Annotated in this window: 16 protein-coding genes; 2 read left to right on the top strand and 14 right to left on the bottom strand. The window is 64.6% G+C overall.

The genetic code is table 11. The annotated features are described in order from the left end of the window. Positions 1-339: 339 nt before the first annotated feature. Positions 340-780 (bottom strand): transposase, encoded by a 441-nt coding sequence (locus FRZ40_RS44945; RefSeq protein ID WP_240057130.1) that lies wholly within the window; start codon positions 778-780, stop codon positions 340-342. Between the two features lie 70 nt (positions 781-850). Beyond that, entirely contained in the window at positions 851-1,444 is a 594-nt protein-coding gene (locus tag FRZ40_RS44950; RefSeq protein ID WP_240057131.1) for a hypothetical protein, read from the bottom strand. 538 nt (positions 1,445-1,982) lie between these two features. Here FRZ40_RS44950 and FRZ40_RS10180 point away from each other — a divergent pair. Continuing rightward, positions 1,983-5,576, top strand: a complete 3,594-nt coding sequence (locus tag FRZ40_RS10180) for an indolepyruvate ferredoxin oxidoreductase family protein (RefSeq protein ID WP_147234024.1) — start codon at positions 1,983-1,985, stop codon at positions 5,574-5,576. A 731-nt stretch (positions 5,577-6,307) separates the two neighbouring features. On the opposite strand, the gene FRZ40_RS10185 is transcribed toward FRZ40_RS10180, so the two are convergent. The 3 genes from FRZ40_RS10185 to FRZ40_RS10195 form a co-directional block, all read right to left on the bottom strand. After that, on the bottom strand, positions 6,308-7,579 hold the full coding sequence (locus tag FRZ40_RS10185) for an IS256 family transposase (RefSeq protein ID WP_420873862.1): 1,272 nt from the start codon (positions 7,577-7,579) through the stop codon (positions 6,308-6,310). 176 nt (positions 7,580-7,755) lie between these two features. After that, entirely contained in the window at positions 7,756-8,445 is a 690-nt protein-coding gene (locus FRZ40_RS10190) for a copper homeostasis protein CutC (protein WP_147234026.1), read from the bottom strand. A 61-nt stretch (positions 8,446-8,506) separates the two neighbouring features. Continuing rightward, positions 8,507-9,781, bottom strand: a complete 1,275-nt coding sequence (locus FRZ40_RS10195) for a sensor domain-containing phosphodiesterase (protein ID WP_147234027.1) — start codon at positions 9,779-9,781, stop codon at positions 8,507-8,509. Positions 9,782-10,167: 386 nt separating this feature from the next. Here FRZ40_RS10195 and FRZ40_RS10200 point away from each other — a divergent pair, with 386 nt between their 5' ends. Continuing rightward, positions 10,168-11,832: a Na+/H+ antiporter gene (locus FRZ40_RS10200; RefSeq protein ID WP_028365726.1), complete on the top strand. Its 1,665-nt coding sequence runs from the start codon at positions 10,168-10,170 to the stop codon at positions 11,830-11,832. A gap of 55 nt (positions 11,833-11,887) precedes the next feature. On the opposite strand, the gene FRZ40_RS10205 is transcribed toward FRZ40_RS10200, so the two are convergent. The 9 genes from FRZ40_RS10205 to FRZ40_RS10245 all read right to left on the bottom strand — a co-directional run bounded on the left by FRZ40_RS10205 (position 11,888) and on the right by FRZ40_RS10245 (position 26,221). Further along, entirely contained in the window at positions 11,888-13,195 is a 1,308-nt protein-coding gene (locus FRZ40_RS10205) for a solute carrier family 23 protein (RefSeq protein ID WP_147234028.1), read from the bottom strand. A 174-nt stretch (positions 13,196-13,369) separates the two neighbouring features. Continuing rightward, the gene (locus FRZ40_RS10210) at positions 13,370-14,920 is read right to left on the bottom strand and encodes a methyl-accepting chemotaxis protein (RefSeq protein ID WP_147234805.1); all 1,551 of its coding nucleotides are present in this window, start codon (positions 14,918-14,920) and stop codon (positions 13,370-13,372) included. A gap of 340 nt (positions 14,921-15,260) precedes the next feature. Continuing rightward, complete coding sequence (locus FRZ40_RS10215; RefSeq protein WP_147234029.1) at positions 15,261-15,884, bottom strand: DUF2239 family protein; 624 nt, start codon at positions 15,882-15,884, stop codon at positions 15,261-15,263. Positions 15,885-15,998: 114 nt separating this feature from the next. Continuing rightward, entirely contained in the window at positions 15,999-20,903 is a 4,905-nt protein-coding gene (locus FRZ40_RS10220; RefSeq protein ID WP_147234030.1) for a response regulator, read from the bottom strand. 144 nt (positions 20,904-21,047) lie between these two features. After that, complete coding sequence (locus FRZ40_RS10225; RefSeq protein WP_147234031.1) at positions 21,048-22,805, bottom strand: response regulator; 1,758 nt, start codon at positions 22,803-22,805, stop codon at positions 21,048-21,050. Further along, positions 22,802-24,235 carry a sensor histidine kinase gene (locus FRZ40_RS10230; RefSeq protein ID WP_147234032.1) on the bottom strand — a complete coding sequence of 478 codons (1,434 nt, stop codon included), beginning with the start codon at positions 24,233-24,235 and terminating at the stop codon, positions 22,802-22,804. The genes FRZ40_RS10225 and FRZ40_RS10230 overlap by 4 nt, the downstream gene beginning before the upstream one ends. Positions 24,236-24,280: 45 nt before the next feature. Then, positions 24,281-25,435: an ATP-binding protein gene (locus FRZ40_RS10235; protein ID WP_028365719.1), complete on the bottom strand. Its 1,155-nt coding sequence runs from the start codon at positions 25,433-25,435 to the stop codon at positions 24,281-24,283. Then, positions 25,420-25,845, bottom strand: a complete 426-nt coding sequence (locus tag FRZ40_RS10240) for an anti-sigma regulatory factor (RefSeq protein WP_028365718.1) — start codon at positions 25,843-25,845, stop codon at positions 25,420-25,422. The genes FRZ40_RS10235 and FRZ40_RS10240 overlap by 16 nt, the downstream gene beginning before the upstream one ends. A gap of 19 nt (positions 25,846-25,864) precedes the next feature. After that, on the bottom strand, positions 25,865-26,221 hold the full coding sequence (locus tag FRZ40_RS10245; protein ID WP_028365717.1) for an STAS domain-containing protein: 357 nt from the start codon (positions 26,219-26,221) through the stop codon (positions 25,865-25,867). Position 26,222: the final 1 nt, after the last annotated feature.

Here is a 26,222-nt window from a genome sequence, read left to right on the forward strand (position 1 = left end):
TGCACCACTCCGGACTGAAAAGCGGGATCGGTGTCGTAGGGGCGCCAACGCGTAAGGTGCAACAACCTACACACAGTTTGCCACCTGGGCGGCGCAGACGAATCGCTGCCGCTGACTGTGCTACGAGAGATTGGAGTGGGTGATGCGCATGTTCAACGCGCTGGCAACGGGCGTGAAACAGTGTGATGCCGTGTGGAGTGCGAGACCCGTAGGGGGCCCGCAGGCAAACACAAGGATTGGCGGGGTGAGCGGCTTTCTTTTGCCTACTTTTCTTTGCCGCTGCAAAGAAAAGTAGGTGCCGCCCCGCACAGCAATGCTCTCAACTTAAGCCCCATTCCATCAGGCGAACTTGTACGTGAGATGGCAATGGGGCTTGGTTTTTCCGGGTGGTCGAGGATATGAACGCGCGGGCTGTATGCGACATCGGTTCTGATGGATGAGCGCAAGCAGCGTGGCGAGGCCTTCCAGACAGTGGCGCACGCGTAGAAGACACGCACCGAGAATGGGCTTGAGCACGCCGCGTGCGTACACCCGGTTAGGGCGGCTGGCACAGACATTATCGTGTGAGACATCCAGATCACTGAGCAAGGTGCACAGGTTGTCGGCGAGGATTTTTGCGCCCAGATCCTGCTGCAATGCCAGGTAATCCAGCCCCGTCACGGCCTCCAGTCGCAGTCGGTGCTTGAGGCGCTTGAACGCTTCCTCGACCCGCCAGCGCTGATGATAGAGCGCGCCGAAAGACGCCGCCGGATAACGCTGGCCATCGAGCAGTGAGGTCATCAGCACACGCACGCGACCGCTGGGCGTGAGGTCCCGTATCAGGCGCACGGTGCTCGGTGTACGGGCCAGTTCATAGTCGCGGGCATCTCTGCTCGCAAGGCGCTTGTAGCGTCACGATGCGCTCGGCTTCGCCGCTGCGGGTGAAGTCGGTGACGCACTTCCAGTTATGTGTATCGACGCGCATGCAGAACGCAATCTCGCGCTGCGTCAGCGTGGCCACCATCGCGTTACCGATAAAGCCACGATCAAGTAGCAGCAGATCGGTACACGGCTGGAGCACATCCAGCGCTTCAAACAACATCTGGCGCTCGGCGCCGTCGGCGGAGTGAAGCGCGGCGTGCAACGTCAGTTCGGGGCCCGGCAGGAACAGCGCAAACACGTAGTGATCGGCGCGTAGTTCATGGCCCCGGCGGGTGCTCACGCGCAGACGGCTGCCGTCAGCGGCGACCAGCCTCAGGCCGTTCCAGCGCATCGATTCGATATGGGGTTGAGCCAGAGAAATCAGGTGAGCGCGGGCCAGATCGAACAGATCAGCCGACAACCCTCGACGCGCCTTGCTAAACGCCTGTGCGCTGACCGCGCGGGTCTGGCCGCCGCGCTTATCCAGCGCGCCAAACAGCGCATCGAGTTCGGCCTGCACGCTTGCGCACATGCCCGACATCATCAGCGCAGCCATGCGCGGCAAGGTCAGTGTGCGATTACGGGTAAAGGCGGTAGGAGAACGACGCACGCGATCGGCGAGCGCCGGATCGAACAGGAATTCGGAGAACTCAGCCAGAAGCCTCGAGGAAGCTGGTATTTGAGTTCATATCGTTGATTTATCAGGGAGTTATGCAATCAAGTTTACAGGGGCAATGCCTCGTTTACAAGCGCTTTGACGCTTAAGTTGAGAGCATTGCCCCGCACAGGGGCAACGCAAGAAGCACCGATACGAAAACGCGGATGCCAACGCAGACGCAAGACTCGGATGCCAATGCAGCCGCAAAACTCGGCTGCCAGCCCGCTCGCGAAAAAACCTCCTCAAACACCGCAAAACTCGCGAGGAAACTTGCCAGCCAAATAGAACAGCGGGCCAATTTAGAGAACTTCTTCTCCAATTGACGCGAAAGAATGGAGTCTCTTTCGCCGCACACGCGGCCAGCGGCAACAAACAAGCGCCGCAGGCAACAAAGGCGAAAAGCAAAAAACCTGGAGACTCCCCAATGACCGCTCGTCTACCCATCGACGGCACCCCCGCACTCGCCGATTACCGCCTCTCCGACAACCTCACCGCCACGCGCGGCCGCATCTTCCTGACGGGCACGCAGGCGCTCGTGCGCCTCGCCCTGATGCAACGGGAACTCGACAAGGCGCGCGGCCTGAATACGGCCGGCTTCATCAGCGGGTATCGCGGTTCGCCGCTCGGCATGGTCGACCAGCAACTGTGGAAAGCGAAGAAACTGCTCGACGCGCACGACGTGCGCTTCCTCCCCGCGATCAACGAAGAACTCGGCGGCACGGCCGTGCTCGGCACACAGCGCGTCGAGGCGGATCCGGAGCGCACCGTCGATGGCGTCTACGCGATGTGGTACGGCAAAGGCCCCGGCGTCGACCGCGCGGGCGACGCGCTCAAGCACGGCAACGCGTACGGCTCCTCGCAGCACGGCGGCGTGCTGGTCGTGGCAGGCGACGATCACGGCTGCGTGTCGTCGTCGATGCCGCATCAAAGCGACTTCGCAATGATCGCGTGGCACATGCCCGTCGTGAATCCGTCGAACATCGCGGACATGCTCGAATTCGGCCTCTACGGCTGGGCGCTGTCGCGCTACTCGGGCGCGTGGGTCGGCTACAAGGCGATTTCCGAAACCGTCGAGTCCGGTTCTACCGTCGATCTCGACGCACTGCAATCGGACTGGCCGACACCCGAAGGTTTCCAGCCGCCCGCAGGCGGCCTGCACAACCGCTGGCCCGATCTGCCGAGTCTCACGATCGAACAGCGTCTGCATGCGAAGCTCGATGCCGTGCGCCACTTCGCACGCGTCAACAGCATCGACAAGTGGATCGCGCCGAGCCCGCACGCGAACGTCGGCATTATCACGTGCGGCAAGGCGCATCTCGATCTGATGGAAGCACTGCGCCGGCTCGATCTCACCGTCGCCGATCTGGAGCAGGCGGGCGTGCGCATCTACAAGGTGGGCCTGTCGTTCCCGCTCGAAATGACGCGTATCGATGCGTTCGTCTCCGGCCTCTCCGAAGTGCTCGTGATCGAGGAAAAAGGCCCCGTCATCGAGCAGCAGATCAAGGACTATCTCTACAACCGCACGGCAGGCGCGCGTCCTGCGATCGTCGGCAAGCATGAGGAAGACGGTTCGATGCTGCTGTCGTCGCTCGGTGAATTGCGGCCGTCGCGCATACTCCCCGTGTTCGCGAACTGGCTCGCGAAACACAAGCCCGCGCTCGACCGCCGTGAGCGCGTGGTCGATCTCGTCGCGCCGCAAATCCTCTCGAATGCCGCCGATGCCGTGAAGCGCACACCCTACTTCTGCTCGGGCTGTCCGCACAATACGTCGACGAAAGTGCCGGAAGGATCGATTGCGCAGGCGGGCATCGGCTGCCACTTCATGGCGTCGTGGATGGAGCGCGACACGACGGGCCTGATCCAGATGGGCGGCGAAGGCGTCGACTGGGCCGCGCACTCGATGTTCACGAAAACGCGTCACGTATTCCAGAACCTCGGCGACGGCACGTACTTCCACTCGGGCATTCTCGCGATCCGCCAGGCCGTCGCGGCGAAGGCGACGATCACCTACAAGATCCTCTACAACGATGCCGTCGCCATGACGGGCGGCCAGCCTGTCGACGGCAGTATCTCCGTGCCGCAGATCGCGCGCCAGGTCGAAGCGGAAGGCGTGTCGCGTTTCGTCGTGGTCAGCGACGAGCCGGAAAAATACGACGGTCATCACGATCAGTTTCCGAAGGGCACGACGTTTCATCACCGCAGCGAACTCGACAAGATGCAGCGCGAGCTGCGCGATATCGACGGCGTGACGGTGCTGATCTACGACCAGACCTGTGCCGCCGAAAAGCGCCGCCGCCGCAAAAAGGGCGAGTTTCCCGATCCGGACAAGCGCCTCTTCATCAACGAAGAAGTGTGCGAAGGATGCGGCGATTGCGGCGTGCAGTCGAACTGTCTGTCCGTCGAACCGGTTGAGACGCCGCTTGGCCGCAAGCGCCGCATCGATCAGTCGTCGTGCAACAAGGACTATTCGTGCGTGAACGGCTTTTGTCCGAGCTTCGTGACGATCGAAGGCGGCAAGCTGAAGAAGGCTGCCGGCGTCGCGTTCGATGCAGCCGCGCTCGCCGCGCGCGTCGATGCGCTGCCATTGCCGACCACACGACTCGATGCGGCGCCCTACGACATCCTCGTGACGGGCGTGGGCGGCACGGGTGTCGTGACGGTCGGCGCGCTGATCAGCATGGCCGCGCATCTGGAGGGCAAGAGCGCGTCGGTGCTGGATTTCATGGGCTTCGCGCAGAAAGGCGGTTCGGTGCTGTCGTTCGTGCGTTTCGCCGCGCGCGACGAGTGGCTGAACCAGGTGCGCATCGACACGCAGCAGGCCGACGTGCTGCTCGCGTGCGACATGGTCGTCGGCGCGAGTGCCGACGCATTGCAGACGGTGCGACATGGCCGCACGCGCATCGTCGTGAACACGCATGCAATTCCGAACGCGTCGTTCGTGCAGAACCCGGATGCGAATCTTCACGCGGACGCGCTGCTCGACAAGATGCGTCATGCGGCGGGCGAAGAGCGCATGTCGTCGTGCGATGCACAGGCGCTCGCGACGCGCTTTCTCGGCGACACGATCGGCGCGAACATTCTGATGCTGGGCTATGCATGGCAGTTGGGTCTCGTGCCTGTGTCGTTCGCGGCGATGATGCGCGCGATCGAACTGAACAACGTCGCGGTGCAGATGAACCAGCTCGCGTTTTCGATCGGCCGTATGGCTGCCGCCGATCCCGTTGGGCTCGAGGCACTGTGGACGCAGCGTCATGCGGTTAAAGCTGCTGTGTCGCTGGAGTCGCTCGACGCACTGGTTGCGGATCGTGAAGCGCGTTTGCTTGCTTATGGCGGCGCAGCTTATGTGAAGCGCTATCGTGCGCTGGTCGACGCGGCGCGTCAGGCTGAGCGCAAGCTCGAAGGCGGCGCGCGTGACGAGCGTTTGAGTCGCGCGGTGGCGACGACGTTCTATCGTCTGCTTGCAGTGAAGGATGAATACGAAGTCGCGCGTCTGTATAGCGATCCGGCGTTCCGTGCCGCGCTGGAAGGGCAATTCGAAGGTGTGGCGGGCAAGGACTTCGGCGTGAAGTTCAATCTCGCGCCGCCGACGATTTCACGCAGCGTTGGCGGCGCGAGGCCGCAGAAGAAGACGTTCGGGCAGTGGATGTGGCCTGTGTTTGGCGTGATGGCAAAGTGGCGTGGCCTGCGCGGCACGATGCTCGATCCGTTTGGCCGCACTGTCGAGCGGCGCATGGAGCGCGAATTGTCGTCTGACTATGAAGTGACGATGCAGCGGGCGTTTGTTCTGCTGAATAACGTGACCGTTGATGACGTTGTTCGGCTTGCTGAGGTTTATTCCCGCGTGCGGGGGTATGGGCATGTGAAGCTCGCTAATCTGGCCGCTGTTAAGCGCGGCGAGCGTGAGATTGCTGCGAGATTGCATGTCGAGGCGGCGACCGGCCGGTTTGTGAACGAGGTGCTTCAGGAAGCTAAAGGGTTGGGGACGCTGCGGGGGATTCCTGTTGTTGTTGCTAAGTGAGGTTTTTTGTCTGCGACGCTAGTCGCCGTTCTTGGTTTCTTGCTTTTTGCTTTTTGCTTTTTGCTTTTTGCTTTTTGCTGCGCTGGCATCCGCGTTTTCGTATCAGTACTTCATGCGTCGCCCCTGTGCGGGGCGGCACCTACTTTTCTTTGCAGCGGCAAAGAAAAGTAGGCAAAAGAAAGCCGCTCACACCGCCAGTTCTTGTGTTCGCCTGCGGGCCCCCAACTGGTCCCGCACTCCACGCGGCATCACGCTACCCAATGCCCGTTGCCAGCGCCCTCAGATTCGCATCCCCCACTTCACACTCCCACGTCACGGACTACGTTAGCAGAAGTCCACGGCCGCCCAGGTGGCAAACGGTGTGTAGGCCGTCGCGATGGAAGTGCACCACTCCGGACTGAAAAGCGGGATCGGTGTCGTAGGGGCGCCAACGCGTACGGTGCGACGAGCTACACACAGTTTGCCACCTGGGCGGCGCAGAAGATGCGCTGCCGCTGGCTGCGCTACGGGTGAGTGGAGTGGGTGATGTGCCTGTTCAAGGCGCTGGCAACACGCGTGGAAAAGTGCGATACCGTTTGGAGTGCGGGACCAGTTGGGGGCCCGCAGGCAGCGACTAGAACTGGCGGTGTGAGCGGCTTTCTTTTGCCTACTTTTCTTTGCCGCGGCGGCAAAGAAAGTAAGTGCCGCCGAACCTGTCCGCATTTTTGTGGGCGAGGCGGTTAAAGGAATCGTTACCCGCGCGCCTGCGTGAATCGATCACCAAACAGGATAGCAAACTGGTTCATGGCCGACTTCCAGTCGAAGGCAGCGCGAACAGATTTTGCCAGGACATTGCGTAGCGCCAGCCAGAGCAGCTTGATGGCAGCCTCGTCGTTCGGGAAGTGGCCGCGGGTCTTGATGATCTTGCGTAGCTGCATGTTCAGACTCTCAATGGCGTTCGTTGTGTACACAACGCGCCGGATCTCCGGTGGAAACGCGAAGAACGGCGTAACGTGCTCCCACGCGCGCTGCCACGACTGCACGATCATCGGGTATCTGAGGCCCCAGGGACCATCAGCAAACGCCTGCAGCGCCTGCTGCGCGGCCTGCTCGCTGGCGGCGCAGTAGACCGGTCGCAGTGCCGCCGCAAGGGCCTTGCGGTCCTTGTAGCTGGCGTAATCCAGGCTGTTGCGGATCAGGTGCACGATGCAGGTCTGCACGGCCGTGCGGGGGTAAGCGGTGCCGATTGCGTCGGCCAGTCCCTTCAGGCCGTCAACCACCGCAATCAGGATGTCCTGGCAGCCCCGGGCCTTCAGTTCGTTGAACACCTTGAGCCAGAACTTCGCGCCTTCGGTCTGCTCGATCCACAGGCCCAGTACATCGCGCTGGCCATCGGCCTGAATGCCCAGTGCCAGATAGACCGCCTTGTTGCTGACCACGCCGTCGTCGCGGATCTTGACGCGCAAGGCGTCGAAGAACACCACCGGGTACATCACCTCGAGCGGACGGTTCTGCCAGGCCAGCGTTTCGGCCATCACCTCGTCGGTGACCGAGCTGATGAAATCAGGCGACACCTCGGTGCCGTAGCTTTCGGCCAGAAAGGCCTGAATCTCGCGCACGCTCATACCGCGCGCGTACATCGCGATAATGCGTTCGTCGAATCCGGTGAAGCGGCGTTCGTGTTTGGGGATCAGGATGGGTTCGAAGCCGCCGTCACGGTCGCGAGGCACCTCGACGCGCACCGGGCCGCGATCGGTGATGACTGTCTTGCCACTGGCGCCGTTGCGCTCGTTGGCTTGCCCGGCCGGTTTGGACTGACCCGGCGGGTAGCCCAGATGCAGGTTCATCTCTGCACCCATTGCCCGCTCGATAACTGCCTTGTTGAGCGCCAGCATCAGGTCCTGCACCTCGGCTGGCGTCATCGGCCCCTTGACCAGCTCGTCCAGCAGCGCCTTGGGCAGTTCAGGCAGCGGCCCTCGGGCCGCTGCCTGAGACGCCACCGTACGTTTCTTCTTCATCGGCATATCCATGATTTTTACCTCTCATGATATGCCTCACCCACAAAATGCCGGACAGGTCCGTGCCGCCCCGCACAGGGGCAACGCTAATAAACCGATACGAATTCGCGGATGCCCCGCAGACGCAAAACTCGGATGCCCGCGCAGACGCAAAACTCGGATGCCCGCGCAGCAACAAACCGTTAAGCATCCAGCAACGCGCGAACCCGCCGCACACGATCCTCAGCTACAGCACCATCGACCCGCACACCGGACCCAAAATGAACGGCCTCCACGCGCGTAGCGTGAACAAACTCAGCACAACGATTGACGGTCAACCCGGCACCTGCCAGAACGGTACATTTCGACCCGGCGGCTTGCGCAACAAGCGCATGAACCTCCTCGACAGCGTCGAGCACAGAAGATTTCCCACCGGAGGTCAACACATTCGTAACGCCATCAACCGCAAGCAAAACATCCAAGGCCCGGCACAAATCGCGCGCCTCATCAAACGCGCGATGAAACGTAACGGCCATGCCGTCGGCGACATCGACAACCTTTAACAACGCCTCGCGATCCACCTCCCGCGACGCAGTCAGCATCCCAAACACAACGGCATGCGCGCCTGCCAGCCGGGCAGCACGCACATCGCGCAAGATCACTGCAAAGTCATCGGCGTCGTAGACAAACGACCGGCTATGCGGCCGAACAATCACATTCACTGGAATCGAAACAGCCGCGATCACGGCCTCGATCATCCCGATGCCCGGCGTCAGCCCGCCTTCCCCCATCGCCGTGATCAGTTCGAGCCGATCCGCGCCGCCGCGCGCAGCGGCCACCGCATCGTCAACCGTCGTCGCGATAACTTCAAGCAATACCCGTTCGTTTCGCATTTCAATGAGTCAGGTCGTGGAAAGTAAAAAGCAACAAGCACAAAACACGACCGACATGATCTCAGAAGTGCGGCTCCTCGAACCAGTCGATGTCTCCGCACAGCACGCACATGCGGCTGCCGATCTGCGTCGCCACCGACAACGTCACGCACGGCACCGCCTCGTTGATCGACAGATAAGGCCGCGTCACATGCACGCGTTCAGGCGCGTCGATCGCCGCGCGGAAATACGGACGGCGCAGCCAGTTCGCGCCCTGCGCATCGGACAGCGGCAAGAAGCGCGTTTCGTGCGACGCGCGGTCCGCGCGCAGCACCACGTTGCGCCCCGCCTGCCGCCCTTTTTCGTCGAGCAGATAGCAGCGCGCCGCATGATCGAGCGCGAGAAAATTCCAGCACACCTCGTCGAGCAGTTCACCTGCGGCAAGCCGCTCCGCCGCGCGCTCGAACGTACGGATGTACGGCGCGAGCCGCGACGCGTTGCGCCGCTCGCGCTGCTCGGTCTGCGTCTGATAACGCTCGGTAAGTTCACCGATGCAGGCCGCGGCATGCGGCGCGTCGGCGAGACCCGGATGCGGCCGGCCAAAGAAAAAACCCTGCACGAAATCCACATTGCACTCCAGCGCCATGTGCGCTTCGTGTTCCGTCTCGACGCCTTCGATCAGCACCAGCTTGCCTGCCTCGTGCAGCAACGCGACAAGCCCCGGCAGAATCGACGCGACATCCGCGCGATGCGCCGCGTGCGACAGCATGATGCGATCGAGCTTCACGATATCGGGATTCAACTGCCAGATGCGTTCGATGTTCGAATGCCCCGCGCCGAAGTCGTCGAGTGCGATCAGGAAACCGCGCTCGCGAAACTGCCGCACAGCGTCCGCAAGTCGCTCGATATCTTCAGCGCTCTGTTCGAGCACTTCGAGCACGATGCGCCGCGGCGACAGATCCAGGCGCCGCAAATTCGCGAGCAGCGCCGCCGAATGATACGAATCGATCAGCACGCCCGGATGGACGTTCAGAAACAGCCACTCCCGCTCGGCGCCGAGCACCTTGAAGTTCTCGAGATGCAGCGACTGCGCCAGCCGGTCGACCTGCAGCACGTCGCCGATCCGCGCTGCATGGCCGAACACATCGACGGGCGACACGACGCGGTCGAACGGATCGTGCGCGCGCAGCAAGCCTTCGTAGCCCACGGCACGCATGTGCGACAGGCTGAATATCGGCTGGAAGACGCTCGTGAGCGTCAGGTCGCCGTGTTGCACCGAATAGCGCTGCAGGCCCGAGGTCATGCTGAGCTCGAAGCCGTGCGGCACCGCTGTTCTTTCGTGTTGCGCAATGGTCATGCAGTCCTCTCACGCAAGAGTCACGGCGCGCGCGTCGCGAATGCGAAAGAGCCGCGGCCGTTCTCGAAATGTGCGTTGTCGCTACCTCTCAAGCAAGCTCCATGCGCACGGCGGCGCGCCTATAACCGAAATCCGCATCGAGCGGTGCACCGCGCGCGCTGCGCATGCGTCGCACAAGGGCGCGCGATGCACCGCATCGGTGCAACTCGCTTTCAGACGACTTGCAGCCTTCGAAGCGCGATGTCATCCGGTCGGGCTACACTTCGGGCTGACCGACCCGCCGCATCGTCTTTCCAGATGCGGCGATTCATGTCGCGCGAGGTGTCGTCCCGAGGGTCGTCCTTCCCGTCGCGCGCCGCTGTCTGTTTCCCCACACCCCGCTTCCGATGGATATCGTCTTCACCGTTCTGATCCTGCTGCTCGCCGTCGCCGCTTCGGGCGTCATCGTGCGGCTGGTGCCTTTCAAGCTGCCGCTGCCGCTCGTGCAGATTGCGTTCGGCGCGCTGCTCGCGTGGCCGCGTCTCGGCCTGCATGTGACGTTCGACCCCGAACTCTTCATGATGCTGTTCATCCCGCCGCTGCTGTTCGCGGACGGCTGGCGCATCCCCAAGCGCGAGTTCTACATGCAGCGCCGCGCGATCCTGATGCTCGCGCTCGGCCTCGTGTTCATGACGGTCGTCGCCGTCGGCTACTTCATTCATGCGATGGTGCCGTCGATCTCGCTGCCCGTCGCCTTCGCGCTCGCCGCCGTGTTGTCGCCGACGGATGCCGTCGCGCTGTCGGGCATCGCGGGCCGCAACCGGCTGCCCGACCACCTGATGCACATCCTCGAAGGCGAAGCGCTGATGAACGACGCATCGGGCCTCGTCGCGCTGAAGTTCGCGGTCGCGGCCGCGTTGACGGGCGTGTTCTCGCTGCGCGATGCATCGGTGAGCTTCGTGATCATCGCCCTCGGCGGACTCGCGACGGGCGCAGCCGTCGCGTGGCTCTTCAGCTTCGCATCGACACGCTTTCTCAACCTCACGGAAGAAGGCGACCCCGCGCCCGGCGTCGTGATGACGATGCTGATTCCGTTCGCCGCCTACCTGTTTGCCGAGCACTTCGGGTTCTCGGGCATTCTCGCCGCCGTGGCCGCGGGCATGACGATGAATTCGTCGACCTTCGCGCGCACCAGCCCGGCATCGGCGCGCGTGCGGGCGAGCGTCACATGGACCATGATCGAGTTCATCTTCAACGGCATGGTGTTCATTCTGCTCGGCCTGCAGTTTCCGCACATCATCGGCCGCGCGCTGCTCGACGCGCACGAGGAAGCCAGCGGCTCGGAACTGCGGCTGATGTTCTATGTCGCCGCCGTGGCGCTCGCGCTGTATGCGCTGCGCTTCGTGTGGGTCTGGCTACTGCGCTGGTTCGCGAGCCGCGGCGCGGCGAAGCACGGCGTCGCGAATGCGGTGCCCGGTTTGCGCACCGTGTCGATGACGACGGTCGCGGGCGTGCGTGGCGCGGTAACGCTCGCGGGCGTGCTGTCGCTGCCTGTCGCGCTGTCGAACGGCCAGCCGCTGCCGGGACGCGATCTCGCCATCTTCATCGCGTCGGGCGTGATTCTCGTGTCGCTGTTCGTCGCCGTGGTCGGCTTGCCGCTGCTGATGAACGGCGCGCGCCGCCGCGCCGATCCGCATGCCGCCGAAGAGCGCACGGCGCGTATCCAGGCGGCACAGGCCGCGATTCGCGCAGTCGACGACTTTCACGAAACGGCGACGGCCCAATGCGACGAAGCCGCGTCCGCGCATGCCGCCGACGTCACGGCGCGCGTGATGGACATCTATCGCCGCCGTCTCGCGACGCTCGACGACGACCTCGAGCCCGCCGAAAACGCGCGGCGCAGCGAAGCGCTGGAGTTCCAGATGAAGCTCGCGGCAATGCGCGCCGAACGCTCGACGCTGCTCGACTTGCGCGGCAGCCAGCTAATCAACGACGACACGCTGAACAAGCTGATGCGTGAGGTGGATCTGTCGGAAACGGCGCTGCAGACGCGCGGCAAAGGAAAGAAGTAGACGCAAAAAAAGGGCGCCTCGACAGGCGCCCTTTTCATTTCAGCCTGCCGCTGTCTCAGACAGCCGGCTCTTGCGGACCTTTGCGGCGCAGCAGCGCATACAGAATGATCGCGCCGAACGTCGCGGTACCGATGCCGCCGAGCGCGAAGCCGCCGAACTTCAGCGAGAAATCGCCCGCGCCGAGCACGAGCGTCACAGCCGCGACGATCAGATTGCGGTTATCCGAGAAGTTGACCTTGTTGACGACCCAGATGCGCGCGCCCGTCACCGCGATCAGACCGAACACGACGATCGACACGCCGCCCAGCACGGGGCCGGGAATCGTCGCGATCACGGCGCCGAACTTCGGCGAAAAGCCCAGCACCAGCGCGATCAGCGCGGCGATCACGAACACGAGCGTCGAGTAGATTTTCGTCACGGCCATCACGCCGATATTTTCGGCGTAGGTCGTCACGCCCGTTCCGCCCGCGAAGCCGGAAATCACCGTCGCCAGACCGTCGCCGATGAACGCGCGGCCGATGTAGCCGTCGAGGTTCTGCCCCGTCATCGCGCTCACCGCCTTGATGTGGCCGAGATTCTCGGCAACCAGAATCACCGCGACGGGCGCGAGCAGCGCCATCGCCTGCCCGTTGAAGACGGGCGCCATGAAATGCGGCATGCCGAACCACGGTGCGTTCGCGACGATCGAAAAGTCGATCGGCTTGCCCATGCCCATGCCGTTCGTGACGATCGCGTAGATCGCGTAGGCGATCAGCAGGCCGGCGAGAATCAGGAGACGCTGCAGCATGCCGTGCGCGAACACCGCGACGGCGCCGACGCACAGCACCGTTACGAGTGCCATGTACGAATCGATTGCGCTGCCGCTCACGCCCTTGACGGCGATCGGCGCGAGATTCAGGCCGATCACCGCGACAATCGAGCCCGTCACGACGGGCGGCATCAGCGTTTCGATCCACGCGGTGCCGATCGCCGAGACGATCAGCCCAATGACGATGTACGCTACGCCGCACGCGATGATCCCGCCGAGCGCGACGGGTATGTTCATGTTCGGACCTTGCCCCGTGTAGCCCGTAATCGCGATCACGAGCCCGATGAACGCGAAGCTCGAACCGAGATAGCTCGGCACGCGGCCGCCGACCAGCACGAAGAAAAGCAGCGTGCCGACACCCGACATGAAAATGCACAGATTGGGATCGAAGCCCATCAGCAGCGGAGCGAGCACCGTCGAGCCGAACATCGCGACGACGTGCTGGATGCCCATGGCGAACATTTGCGGCGCGGGCAGGCGCTCGTCGGTGTTGACGACGCGCCCTTCGACGCTTTTGGGCTGGACTCGCCAGCGCGGAAAATAGGAATCGGCCATCGCGGGGGTTCTCCTCTATTGGCGTAGATCTTGTATGGAAGCGCCGCGTGAGTGCGTTGCATGGCGGCGCGGTCCAGGATGGGATTCTTGAACTACGCGCGAGTGTACGGAGAGCGCCTGGCGCTGACAAGCCGCGCAAAATGCGGCGCGCGGCGGCTCCGATTTACTGTTGCATCAAAGCGAAAGCACCGCGACAGCCGTCTTCAGATACCGAGCCTGATCGGCCATCGCGCCCGCCGCCGCTGCCGCCTGCTCGACGAGCGCGGCGTTCTGCTGCGTGACTTCGTCCATCTGCGCGACGGCCCGGTTCACCTGCTCGATGCCCGTGCTCTGCTCGCTCGACGCCGCCGAAATCTCGCCCATGATGTCCGTCATCCGCCGCACGGCCTGCGTGACTTCCGCCATCGTGCGGCCCGCACGCTCGGCGAGCACGGCGCCGCTGTCGACGCGCGACGTCGAGCTTTCGATCAGTTCCTTGATCTCTTTCGCCGATACCGCGCTGCGCTGAGCAAGCGCGCGCACTTCGGCCGCGACGACCGCGAAACCGCGGCCCTGCTCGCCCGCTCGCGCCGCTTCGACGGCGGCATTCAGCGCAAGGATATTCGTCTGGAACGCGATGCTTTCGATTACGCCGATGATGTCCGTCATCCGCTTCGAACCCGACGCGAGTTCCCGCATCGTCCCGACGACGTCGCCGACGAGGCCGCTGCCGCGCGCCGCCACTTCCGACGCGCTACGCGCAACGCCGCCTGCCTGCTGGGCGTTGTCGGCGTTCTGACGGACGGTCGCCGTCAGTTGCTCCATGCTCGACGCGGTTTCTTCCAGCGACGCGGCCTGCTCCTCGGTGCGCTGCGACAGGTCTGTGGTGCCCTGCTCGATTTCGCCCGATGCGAGCAGGATCGATTCGCTCGATTCGCTGATCTTGCCGACGATCGCCGCCAGCTGCGCGCGCATGTTGGCGAGCGCGTGCAACAGGCTCGTCGTGTCGCCGGGTTTCGTGTCGACGCGCACGGCGAGATCGCCCGCCGCGATCCGGCTCGCGATCTGCATCGCGTAACCCGGCTCGCCGCCGAGTTGCCCGGTCAGACGTCGCGCAATCAGCCACGCGAACGCCGCGCCGACAACCATCGATGCCAGCACCAGCAGCGACAGCACCACGCGCATGCTCGCGTATTGCGCACCCGCTTCGTGCTGCGCGGCGTTCGCCTGCTTGCGGCGATAGTCGATCAGCACGACGATCCTGTCGCGCAGCGCCTCGCTCGCGGCGATCGCGCGGCGCACCAGTTCGGCGTTGTCCACGCCCGCGGGCACCGGCTGCAAGCCGATCTGCTGATGCACGATCGCTTCCCATACTCCCGTCTTGCGCAGCACGTCGTCGTACAGCGACTGGCCGTCGGCGCCCGCGATCGTCTCGCGGTAGCGCGCGTACGCGTCGTGCATGTTCTTCAGCGACACCAGGATGTCGTCCTTCAGCTTCTGACGCGCGGCGTCGTCGGGCGCGTAGCCGAGATTGGCCGCATCGAGATCGGTGTCGATCTTGTAGCGGTTCGCCTCTTCCATCCAGTAGAGGCCATCCATGTGGCGGCTCGAGATTTCTTCGGTAATGCCGTGCATCGACGACAAAGCCGACAACCCCGCCGCACCCACGGCGACACCAAAACCGATCACGACGGCAAATGCGATCAGCAGCTTCTTCCAGACGGACATGCGGTCAAACCACTTCATCATGCGATCCTCGACAGTTCATCAGCCGGATGGACAGGCAATGCGGGCCGGCAGGCTGCAATGCTTTACGGCGTCCGTCATGCGGACTTGATGAATGGATGCCCGGCATAAGAAAGCCTGCATGAGGGTTTGTGCGAAGTGGTGTGGCGCCTGGTCGGATCAGGCCTTTGCACGCGCTTTGGGAGTTATCTGATATCGGAACGTATGTCCCGCTCCCTACACTTCAAAGGCTGCGTGACCCCGATTGACTAGCGCAAGCGATGTTGTAACTCTCCGACTTTCCGCTCATGCTCCCCGGCATGAGCGGTTTTTTTTCGTCTGTCGTTTTTGTAGAGACGCGTCAGACGCTCGCTGAAACGTCGATATCGAACGAACGCTTCGCCAGCTTGCGCGCGTGATCGCTCACGTCGGCGGGCCATGTGGCCGTCATCGCGTCGAAGCGCGCGGCGTCGCTCGCAAACAGCGCGCGCGTCGCTTCTTCGTAGCCGGCCTGATCGCCTGCCATGGCCGTCATGAAACGATACGCGGCTTCCTGCGCCTGCCGCGCGCGGTCCTTTCCTTCGCTCGCGGCGCGCGCGGCGTCGACCAGCTTGCGCAACACTACGGACGCCCCGCCCGATTGCGCGTTCAGCCATTCCCAATGCCTCGGCAACAGCGTGACCTCGCGCGCCACGACGCCGAGCTTCGGACGGCCCCGGCCACGCGATGCCGATGCTGCGTCGTTCGCCGGCTCGGGTCGCGGCGTGTCGCTGGCCTCGTGCGCTTCGAGCCTCGCCAGCACGTCGCTCGCGGAACCTCGCAGGTCCAGTTCGATAACGCGGCTGGTCTGATCGTCGAAGATCAGGATGGATGCGTTCGCGTCGCGATCCGCGGCGGCTTTGACGGCCATCGCAACGTCCGTCAACGCGCCGGATGCGAGGCATCGGGTGCCATCGAAAGCCGTGCAGGTAATGGGATGGGTCATGGGATGCCTCGCATCGTTTAAAGTCGATGCGCGCATTTTACCCGGGTAAAAAAACCATGCAATATCATCCGGGTAAATTTAGCTAAATTTAGCTGAGTGCGCCGGTACGCCTCATCATTCGACGCATGTGCGCAGCGCGTTGACGAGGTCGAGCGGATCGTACGGTTTGCGCAGTTGCGCGGCGCCCTGCAATTGCAGCTTCTGTTCCGGTGACAGCGCCACATCGGAGCCCGAAACGAAGATCACGTGAATGCCCGGCTCGCGCGTGGCGGCATCGATCGCCAGATCAACGCCCGAGGCGCCCGCCAGCCCGATATCCGTGAGCAGCACGTCGAAGCTTGCTTCTTGCAGCAGCGCCAGCGCCTGCGCCGCGTTCGCCGCTTCCGCGACCTCCACACCGAAGGTGCGCAGCAGTTCCGCCGTGCTCACGCGAACCAGTTCGTCGTCTTCGACGAACAGGATGCGCAGGTTGCGGATCGCCTCGAACGTCACGTTGTTGCCGCGATCGACGAGCCGCACTGTCTGCGAGTCTTCCGCCTGCAGCGTCACGCCGTCGGGCCGCGCGTACTGCACGCGCAGCGCGTGCTGGATCTTGCGCGCGAGCGCTTCGCGCGAATACGGCTTGCTCAACAGTTCGACGCCTTCGTCGAGCCGTCCCGCGTGCACGATCGCGTTGTCCGTGTAGCCCGACGTGAACAGCACCGCGATGCCCGGCTGACGCTCGCGCGCCTTGCGCGCCAATTCGGTCGAGCGCAGCGGTCCCGGCATCACGACGTCGGTGAACAGCAGATCAATCGGCACGCCGCTTTCGACGATCGCGAGCGCGCTTTGCGCATCCTTCGCCTTTAGCACGCGATAGCCGAGCGCCGACAGCATTTCGACGACCGTCGTGCGCACGTCCTCATCGTCTTCGACGACGAGAATCGTTTCCGCGCCGCCTTTCGCCGGACCGGCGTCGACAATCGTTTCGAGATCCTCTTCTTCGCGCACGCGCGGCAGATACAGGCGGATCGTCGTGCCGTGCCCCGGCTCGCTATAGATCTTCACGTGCCCGCCCGACTGCTTGACGAAGCCATACACCATGCTCAGGCCGAGGCCCGTGCCCTGGCCTTCGGGCTTCGTCGTAAAGAACGGCTCGAACACATGCTCCTGCACATCGGCTGACATGCCCGAGCCCGTGTCGGTGACGGCAACCATCACGTACTGGCCGGGCGTGACGTCGGCGTGGCGTTTCGCGTAGGCATCGTCGAGCGACGCGTTGCCGGCTTCGATGGTCAGCTTGCCGTGGCCGTCCATTGCATCGCGCGCGTTGATCGCGAGATTGAGCAGCGCGTTTTCCACCTGGAACGGATCGACGAGCGTGTTCCACAAGCCGCCCGACACGATGGTCTCGATCTCGATGCCGTCGCCGAGCGCGCGCCGCATCATGTCGTCGAGACCGCGCACGAAGCGCCCGAGGTTCACCACCTTCGGCGCGAGCGGCTGACGGCGGCCGAATGCGAGCAATTGCGACGCGAGCTTCGCGCCGCGCGCGACACCCGCGAGCGCATTGCGCACGCGCTGCGCGGGCCGTTCGTCGCCCGCCACATCGTCGGCGAGCAGCTGCAGATTGCCGCCGATCACCTGCAGCAGATTGTTGAAGTCGTGCGCGACGCCGCCCGTCAGCTTGCCGATCGCTTCCATCTTCTGCCCGACGCGCAGCGCTTCTTCGGCGTGCCGCAGCGCTTCCTGCGTTTCGCGGTCGTTCGTCACGTCGCGGCCGACGCCGTGAATGCGCTCGGTATCGGGATCGAGCGACAGCGTCCACGCGATCCAGCGCCATGAGCCGTCGACATGCCGGATACGGTTCTCGAAGCGCATCGGCGCGCCCGTGCGGCGCAATTCGCCGAGATGCGCCTTGACGAGTTGCAGATCGTCGGCGTGAATCAGCGAGAAGTACGACTGCAGCACGAGCCAGTGCACGTCGTGACCGAGCACGCGTGTCCACGACGGACTCACGCGCTGCAATTCGCCGCCGAAGCCCGCGACGACCAGCAGATCCTCGCTCACGTCCCACAGCCGGTCGCGATCCGCGACGGCTTCGATCACGCGCCCTTCGAGCGTCTCGTTCAGTTCGCGCAGCGCGCCTTCCACCTTCGTGCGCTCGGCGATTTCGCGCTGCGCGGCCTGATAGAGACGCGCGTTGTCGATGGCCGTCGCGGCCTGCGCGGCAATGCCTTCGACGAAGCGTTCGGAGCGCGTGGTGAACACGCCCGGCGCCGGATGCCCGAAGAACAGCCCGCCGAGCACTTCGCCCGTACGCGACACGACAGGCGCGGCGAGATAGCTGCGCACCTGCAGATGTCCTTCGGGCATGCCGCGATGCGGCGGGTTGCGGCCGTAGCGCGGGTCTTTCGTGATGTCGTCGGAGCGCACGATGCCTTCGCCCATGAACGTCGGCGCGAACACGGCCGTGTTGCGCGGCATCGGAAACTTCGCGAACGTGTCTTTCGGCACGCCCGACAGCGTGTACAGCATGTAGCTGCCGCCCTTGTCGTCCTGCACGTTGTAGAAGAACGAGCCGAACGCCGCGCCCGTGAGTTCCGTGGCGGCATCGACAACGACCTGCACCGCGCGGTTCAGATCGAGTTCCGCCGCGACCACCGTGCCCACGCGATTGAGGATTTCGAGCGTGCGCGACTCCTCGCGCAGACGATTGCCCGTTTCGCGCCGCAAACGCGCGAGCTGCAGATTGCCCGCGACACGCGCGAGCAGTTCGCGCGCCGCGAACGGCTTGATCAGATAGTCGTCGGCGCCCGATTCAAGGCCGTCCACTTTCGCCTCTTCGCCCGCGCGCGCCGACAGCAGCAGCACGGGCGTTTCGCGCAGATCGTCGTCGGCGCGCAGCGCGCGCAACAGGCCGAAGCCGTCGAGCTTCGGCATCATCACGTCGGAGACGATCAGATCGGGCTGCCACGCGCGCGCGGCGGCGAGCGCTTCGTCGCCGTCGGCGGCGATTTGCACCTGATGGCCCGCCGCCGTGAGAATGCGCCGCATGTAGTCGCGCAGATCCGCGTTGTCGTCGACAACGAGCAGCTTGCCCGTCGCTTCGCCATCCAGCGCGCCCGGCGTGTCGCCCGTACCCGGCAGCGCGCTGGCGTCGTCGGCATCGGCGGCCGTCAGCGCATCGGGCAGCCAGCGACGCGCCGCATCGGCGTAGCTTTGCGCGTTCGCGCTCATCGTCGCGCGCGCGGCATCGCTCGTTACGGGATCGAGCGCGGCCGTGGGCGGCAGCACGACCGTGAAGCGCGTGCCGACGCCCGGTTCGCTTTCGACGTGAATCGCGCCGTCCTGCAGCCGCACGAGTTCGTTGACGAGCGCAAGCCCGATGCCGCTGCCTTCGACCGACCGGCCCATCGCACCCTCGACGCGATGAAAGCGTTCGAACAGGCGCGGCAGCTCATGCGCGGGAATGCCGATGCCCGAATCGGCGACGCTCATTTCAATGCTGCCGCCTTCGGCCATTTTCAAACTCACTGAGATCGTGCCCGCGAGCGTGAACTTGAACGCGTTCGACAGCAGGTTCAGCACGACCTTCTCCCACATCTCGCGATCGATCGACACGAGATGCGGCAGCGGTTCGCAATCGACTTCGAGCGTCATCTCCGCCGATTCGATCGCCGAACGGAACAGCGACGCCAGATCGGCGGTGAAGGCAGCGAGATCGGTTGGCTGCGGATGGATCTGGATGCGTCCCGCTTCGATGCGCGAGAAGTCCAGCAGCGCATTGACGAGCTTCAACAGCCGCAAGCCGTTGCGATGCGTGACCTCGAGCAATTGACGCTCGCCCGGGTTCGCCGCGTCGGGCCGCGCGAGCATTTCTTCGAGCGGCCCCAGCATCAGCGTGAGCGGCGTGCGGAACTCGTGACTGATGTTCGAGAAGAACGCCGTTTTCGCGCGATCGATTTCCGCGAGCGCTTCCGCGCGCCGCCGCTCTTCTTCGTAGGCGTCCGCGTAGCCGAGCGCCGCGCCGATCTGCCGTGCGACCAGCGTGAGAAACGAGCGGTAGTGGTCGTCGACGAGCCGGTACGGATTCAGGCCCACGACGAGCACACCGCTTCGCCCCGTTTCACCCGAAGGCTGCACGGGCAGCACGGCCGCCTGCGCGCTCGGCCGCTGCCACGCGCCGGCAGGCAGCGCTGCGCCGAATCGTTCTGCCATATCCGGCACGATGACGAGTTTCTGGCTGCGCAGTGCGTCGTAGTACGGCCAGGCGTCATCGTGCGCGTCCATCGTGCGAGGCGCGGCGGGATGGCCGGACTCGATCCCGCAGGCGGCCGCCAGCGACGCAGCGGCATTGCACTGCTCAGTCTGATAGAACAGCGCGAACGTGATGTCGTAGGGATCGCTTGCGAGCGCGCGCACGCTGCCTTCGCAGACGTCGCGCCACGACAGCGCGTCGCGCGTCGCGCTGCCGATTTCGCGCAGCAGCCGCAACTGGCGTTCGCCGAGCACGCGCGCCGTGTCGTCGCTGTTCGCGCAGATGATGCCGCCCGTGCCGCCGTGATCGTCGGGAATCGGGCTATAGGAGAAGGTGTAGTACGTTTCCTCCGGATAGCCGTTACGCTCCATGATCAGGAGCTTCTGCTCGACGAACGTGCCTTCGATACCCGTCAGCGCCGTCTCCAGCAGCGGCTGGATGTCGCTCCAGATTTCGCGCCACACGACGGATGTCGGCTGCCCGAGCGCGTCGGGATGCTTGCCGCCGATGATCGACTTGTACGGATCGTTGTAGAAGAAGAGGAGATCCGGTCCCCAGCCGATCCAGATCGGCTGGCGCGACGTGAGCATGATGCGGATCGCCGTCTTCAGGCTTTGCGGCCACTGGTCGGGCGCGCCAAGCGGTGTCGCGCGCCAGTCGTACGCGCGGATCAGGCTTCCCATCTCACCGCCGCCAGCAAGGAAGCTGGGGGCCGTACTGCCTGCGAGCGCCGCGTCCGCCTCAGTGGGAGCGCTCGCCATCGTGTTGTCCGGTTTCATCGACGCAACCTCAATTGTCCCGCCGTATCGCTCTCGTCCATGCGGCCGTTACCGGCCTCGCGCTGTTCGTCGGTGCCCAGGTCCGCTGTCTGTGTGCCGCGCTCGCTTGCTGCCGCTATTCGCCGTCCCTGGTTCGCTATGCGCTCACTCCGTCACATCGGGTTGGGCCGCATTCGGCTGGGCCGCATCCGGCTGGGCCGTCGTACCCGGATTGCGCGGTACGCCGCCCGCGCCGTTCGCGGCGATCACGCGCTCGATGTCGTCGAGCGAAGCCGGTTTCACCAGATGATGATCGAAGCCCGCATCGCGCGTACGCTGCCGGTCGCTTTCCTGGCCGTAGCCTGTCAGCGCGATCAGCAGTGCGCCCGCCGTCGCCGGCTCGGCGCGCAACGCGCGCGCGACCTGATAGCCGTCGATGCCCGGCAGGCCGATGTCGAGCAGCACGACTTCCGGCTTGAATTCGCTTGCGGTCGCAATCGCGGCGGCGCCGTCGTACATCACGCGCACTTCGTGGCCGAGCATTTCGAGCAGGATCGACATCGATTCCGCGCCGTCGACGCTGTCGTCGACGACCATCACGCGGCGCCGCGTGCCGGGCGCGCTTTCGGGCGCGCTTTCGGGCGTGCTTTCGGCCGCGCTTCCGGCCGAGCTTTCGGCCGAGCTTTCGGCCGCGCTTCCGGCCGCGCTTCCAGCCGCACTGTCGCCGGCAGGCGGGCCAGCCGCGCCCGTGTCAGCGGACTGCGCGCGCGGCGCAGCGTTTGCCGATGCGCCCAACGTCGCCGGCTCGGGTTCGATGGCGGCCTGCTGGACCACCATCGGCAAGGTCACGACGAACTCCGAGCCCATGCCGAGTCCCGCCGAAAACGCTTCGATCGTGCCGCCATGCAACTCGGTGAGTGTTTTCGCGAGCGACAGCCCGATGCCAAGCCCGCCCTCCGAGCGCGCGAGCGAATCTTCCGACTGCATGAAAAGATTGAACACGTCGGCCAGTTCGTTCGACGGAATGCCGATGCCGTTGTCGCGCATACGGATCGTCACGCTGCCATCGGCGGCGCTGACGTCCAGTTCGAGCACACCGCCCTCGGGCGTGTACTTCGCCGCATTCGACAGCAGATTGCTGATCACCTGCGCGACGCGGATCGGGTCGCCGTAAATCATGCAGGCCTTGTCCGGCACATTGACGTGCAACGTGTGCTGCTTCTTGGTGATGAACGGCTGATTCGCTTCGACGGCCGTCGCGACGGCGGCATCGACCTGCACGCATTCGATCTGCAGCGCGATCTTGCCGTGCGTGATGCGCGACACGTCGAGCAGATCGTCGACCAGCCGGCTCAGATGCTCGACCTGGCGGCGCGCGATCATGCGTGCGTCGCGCACCGCGTCCTCGGCTGCGTGATAACGCGGGTCCATCAGTTCGACGGCATTGCGGATCGGCGCGAGGGGATTGCGCAGTTCGTGCGCGAGCGTCGCAAGAAACTGGTCCTTGCGGCGATCGGCGTCGCGCAGCGCCTCTTCCGCGCAATGCAGGCGCAGCAGCGCGCGCACGTTGGCGACGAGTTCGGCGGGTTCGATCGGCTCGGTCAGATAGCTGTCCGCGCCGCCGTCGAGCGCGCGAACCTTGTCGAACGATTGCACAGCGGCCGCCGACGTCTGCAGGATCAGCGTCGAGCGCGTCTGCGGATCGCGCTTGAGCATCGAGCAGACTTCGATGCCGCTGATGTCGGGCAGCTTCACATCGAGCAGCACGATCGCGGGACTGTGCGTGCGCACCTGATCGAGCGCGCCCTGGCCCGTCGCCGCTTCGATCACCTCGAATCCGGCATGCACGAGCACGCGCGTTTTGGCGTAACGCGCGCCGTCGTTGTCGTCGACGTTCAGAATCAGCGGAGCGGCAACCGTCATGAGGCGCCTCCGTGTGCGATGAACGGGCCGCCCGGTGCGGCGGCCGCGTCGGCCTTCAGCGGCAGCGTCACATGAAAGGTCGAGCCGACGCCCGGTTTGCTGTCGACGCCCGTATAGCCGCCGAGCAGCGCCGCGAGCTTGCGGCACAGCGGCAAGCCGAGCCCTGTTCCCTTGACCCGCTGTTGCAGATGATTCTGCACCTGGCCGAACTCCTCGAAGATCACTTGCTGGTGTTCCTCTGCGATACCAATTCCCGTATCGGCCACGAAAAAAGTCACGTGCTCGCCATCCGGCTCCGGCCGCGCACCGACGCAGATCTCCCCGCGCTCGGTAAATTTGAGTGCGTTGGAGACAAAGTTACGCAGTATCTGCGTCAGCTTGGCTTCGTCGGCGAAGATGGATGGCAAGCCCTGTGTATCCTCGAAGATCAGCTTCACCGCCGGATCAGTCAGAAGCGGCGCGAGCATCGCGCGCAACGCCGCGAAGAGCCCCGTAGCCTTGAACCACACCGGCGTCACCTCGGTACGGCCCGCTTCGATCTTGGCCAGATCCAGCAGGTCGTTGACGATTTCGGACAGATCCTCGGCCGATTTGCGGATGAGTAGCACCTGGCGTTCCTGCTCGCCCGAAAGATCGCCGTCGAGACGGTTGAGCAGCAGGTTCGACAGCGCGCGGATCGAGCTGAGCGGCGTGCGCAACTCGTGGCTCATGTTCGACAGAAAGCGCGATTTCATCGTGTCGGCGCGGCGCAGTTCGTCGGCGCGCTCGTCGAGTTCCGCGTACAGCGCGACCACGCCGCGATTGGTTGCTTCGAGTTCCTGCGTGAGACGCGTGAGTTCGTCCTGCCGGTCGCGCAGTTCCGTCAGCGTGGTCAGCAGTTCGCGGTTCTGTTCATGCAGTTCGTCGAACGAACGGCGCGCGGCTTCGTCCGTCGTTTCATTCTGGGTGCGCCCGCTCACCGGGTTTTGCTGCACGAGGCTGCGCATGATCGCGTCGATGCCGGTGATGGCCATGTCGGGGCGGTCGTTCGGCAGAAAGCGCGCCATCTGCACGACCGTTCCCCGTTCCGCAGACGATTCGATCTCGCAGCGGTCCATCAGCCGACGGCTGCCGGCGATGCCGCAGCCCATGCCCGTCGGCGAGCGGTAGGTGCCGTCCAGCACCGATTCGAGATCGCGGATGCCGGGCCCCTTGTCGCGCACGTCGATCAGCAACGCTTGCGGCTTCGCCGCGCCGTCGAACGCGAACGTCACTTCGCCGCCATGCGCGTATTCGAATGCATTGCGCGCGATCTCGGATACCGCGCTCGCGATACGCGTCTGATCGAGCTGCGAGAAGCCGAAACCCGCGGCGATCGCGCGAGCCTTGCGGCGCGCCGCTACGACATCTTCTTCGGCGCCGAGCCGGATGCGCAGGATAGGGGTCGTCATGCTCGAAATGTACTCCCTATGGGCGGGCGTGGGCGCGCGTGCGCGCTACGTCTGTCCCGTGAAAGATTGCTGATGATCGGCCTTGACGACGACCACGGTCGCGTCGTCGCGGCGGCGCGAGAAATCGCGGTACAGCACCGCAGCGATCACTACGGCGGGCTGCAGATGCAGCCCCGGATACGCCCCCAGCTCCCAGCGCGTGCCGATGCCGTCCGAATGCAGGATCAGCAGCGCATCGCGTGTCCATGGCACGGCGAATTCCTGCGAATCGCGCATCGCATGGCCGACGATGCCGTTGCGCGACGTCAGCTGCCAGCTGTTGCGCGCGCCATCCGATGCCGATGCCGCGCTCGTGCCACGCGTCGAACCGCCGCCGACGAGCGCGGGCCTGCCGACGTTGAAGATCGACGCCGAGATGTTGCCCGTGCCCGCGAATTCGAGTTGCGAGCGCGCGAGATCGAGCCGCGCAATCGCGACGGCGGCGCCGCGCGTCGGACGCAGCGCGCCGTGCGCAAGCTCCATCAGCGAGGCGGGCGAACGGCCCGCGCGCCGCCGCGCGACATCGACGGCGCCCGCTGCTGCGACGTGTGCATCGGGGCCGTGACCGAGTCCATCGGCAACAGTGACGGTCAGGCCATGCTGATCCGTTTCGACGCCCCACGCGTCGCCGCACACCGATTCGCCGGGATAAGGCACGCATACGCCGCCGATGTCGGTGCCCGCCTCCGCCCGCAATGCGCGCGCGGGGGCGCGGTCGTTCGAACCGCGGCTGCGCACGACGGCGCGCAGCACCGTGCCGAGACGCGGCTGCGAATACACCGACACCTCTTCCGACAGACGCTGGATCGCGCCCAGTCCCGTGCCCGGCGAACCCGCCGTCGTGCTGCCGTCGCGAAACGCGAGACCCACGTCCTGCATGCCGGGCCCCTTGTCGATCGCGATAATCTCGACGCCGTGAGCGAGGGTGCCCGCGGCATCCGACGGCAGCGCGCGCACCAGCAGTTCGCCGTGCTGCGCATGCTTGAGGATGTTGGTCGCGGCTTCCGTCACGATCAGCGCGACGCGGCCCAGGTCGGTTTCGTTCAGTGCGCCCTTTTGCGCGGCGTCGTTGGCGCCGCGCCGCGCGAACGCGACGCTGCTTGCGTCGGCGATTTCGAACGACGCGTGCATCGCGCGCAGACCGCTCAGCGAAGTTTCCATTTGGTGATCGACACCGTCGTGCCTTTTCCTGGTTCCGACTGGATTTCGAATTCGTCGCACAGACGCCGCGCGCCGCCCAGCCCGAGCCCGAGGCCCGAGCCGCTCGTGAAGCCGTCCTGCAGCGCGCGCTCGATATCCGGAATGCCCTGCCCCTGGTCGACGAAGGTCAGTCTGAGTCCCTTGCGCGTGCCGTTGAGCAGCACGTTGAGCGTTGCGTCGCCGCCCCCGCCGTACAGAAGCGTGTTGCGTGCCAGCTCGCTCGCGGCCGTGACGAACTTGGTCTGATCGACGAGCGAGAAGCCTTGTGCAATGGCTTCGTCGCGCACGATCTGGCGAAGCTTGACGATTTCCTGATCCGAGCGCAGACCGACTTCGACAGTCGATGTCACCACTACGCCGAATGAGTTCATGTGTGAGCGCCCCGTTTGGTCAACGCTGTCGCTGCTTGAGCAGCGCCATGCCTCGTTCGACGTCGAGCGCCGTACGCACGCCGTTCAGCGTGAGCCCCAGCTCAACCAGTGTGATCGCGACGGACGGCTGCATGCCGACCACGACCGTCTGCGCATCGAGCACGGTCGCCATCGCCGCCGTGTTGCTGATCATGCGGCCGATGAAGGAATCGACGATATCGAGTGCGGAGATGTCGATGAGCACGCCCTTCGCCCTGTCCTTCACGATGCGCGCGGTCAGATCGTCCTGAAGCGCGATGGCGAGACGGTCGTGCATGTCCACCTGAATCGCAACGATCAGGCAATCGCCCATCCGCAGGATTGGAATGCGATCCATG

Origin of the sequence: Paraburkholderia azotifigens (assembly GCF_007995085.1) — a bacterium.
Taxonomy (GTDB): domain Bacteria; phylum Pseudomonadota; class Gammaproteobacteria; order Burkholderiales; family Burkholderiaceae; genus Paraburkholderia; species Paraburkholderia azotifigens.

Bases quoted from the DNA above. Each gene is read 5' to 3' on its own strand.
- FRZ40_RS44945 (WP_240057130.1), bottom strand. From the start codon at position 780: ATGACCTCACTGCTCGATGGCCAGCGTTATCCGGCGGCGTCTTTCGGC.
- FRZ40_RS44950 (WP_240057131.1), bottom strand. From the start codon at position 1,444: ATGATGTCGGGCATGTGCGCAAGCGTGCAGGCCGAACTCGATGCGCTG.
- FRZ40_RS10180 (WP_147234024.1), top strand. From the start codon at position 1,983: ATGACCGCTCGTCTACCCATCGACGGCACCCCCGCACTCGCCGATTAC.
- FRZ40_RS10185 (WP_420873862.1), bottom strand. From the start codon at position 7,579: ATGCCGATGAAGAAGAAACGTACGGTGGCGTCTCAGGCAGCGGCCCGA.
- FRZ40_RS10190 (WP_147234026.1), bottom strand. From the start codon at position 8,445: ATGCGAAACGAACGGGTATTGCTTGAAGTTATCGCGACGACGGTTGAC.
- FRZ40_RS10195 (WP_147234027.1), bottom strand. From the start codon at position 9,781: ATGACCATTGCGCAACACGAAAGAACAGCGGTGCCGCACGGCTTCGAG.
- FRZ40_RS10200 (WP_028365726.1), top strand. From the start codon at position 10,168: ATGGATATCGTCTTCACCGTTCTGATCCTGCTGCTCGCCGTCGCCGCT.
- FRZ40_RS10205 (WP_147234028.1), bottom strand. From the start codon at position 13,195: ATGGCCGATTCCTATTTTCCGCGCTGGCGAGTCCAGCCCAAAAGCGTC.
- FRZ40_RS10210 (WP_147234805.1), bottom strand. From the start codon at position 14,920: ATGAAGTGGTTTGACCGCATGTCCGTCTGGAAGAAGCTGCTGATCGCA.
- FRZ40_RS10215 (WP_147234029.1), bottom strand. From the start codon at position 15,884: ATGACCCATCCCATTACCTGCACGGCTTTCGATGGCACCCGATGCCTC.
- FRZ40_RS10220 (WP_147234030.1), bottom strand. From the start codon at position 20,903: ATGAAACCGGACAACACGATGGCGAGCGCTCCCACTGAGGCGGACGCG.
- FRZ40_RS10225 (WP_147234031.1), bottom strand. From the start codon at position 22,805: ATGACGGTTGCCGCTCCGCTGATTCTGAACGTCGACGACAACGACGGC.
- FRZ40_RS10230 (WP_147234032.1), bottom strand. From the start codon at position 24,235: ATGACGACCCCTATCCTGCGCATCCGGCTCGGCGCCGAAGAAGATGTC.
- FRZ40_RS10235 (WP_028365719.1), bottom strand. From the start codon at position 25,435: ATGGAAACTTCGCTGAGCGGTCTGCGCGCGATGCACGCGTCGTTCGAA.
- FRZ40_RS10240 (WP_028365718.1), bottom strand. From the start codon at position 25,845: ATGAACTCATTCGGCGTAGTGGTGACATCGACTGTCGAAGTCGGTCTG.
- FRZ40_RS10245 (WP_028365717.1), bottom strand. From the start codon at position 26,221: ATGGATCGCATTCCAATCCTGCGGATGGGCGATTGCCTGATCGTTGCG.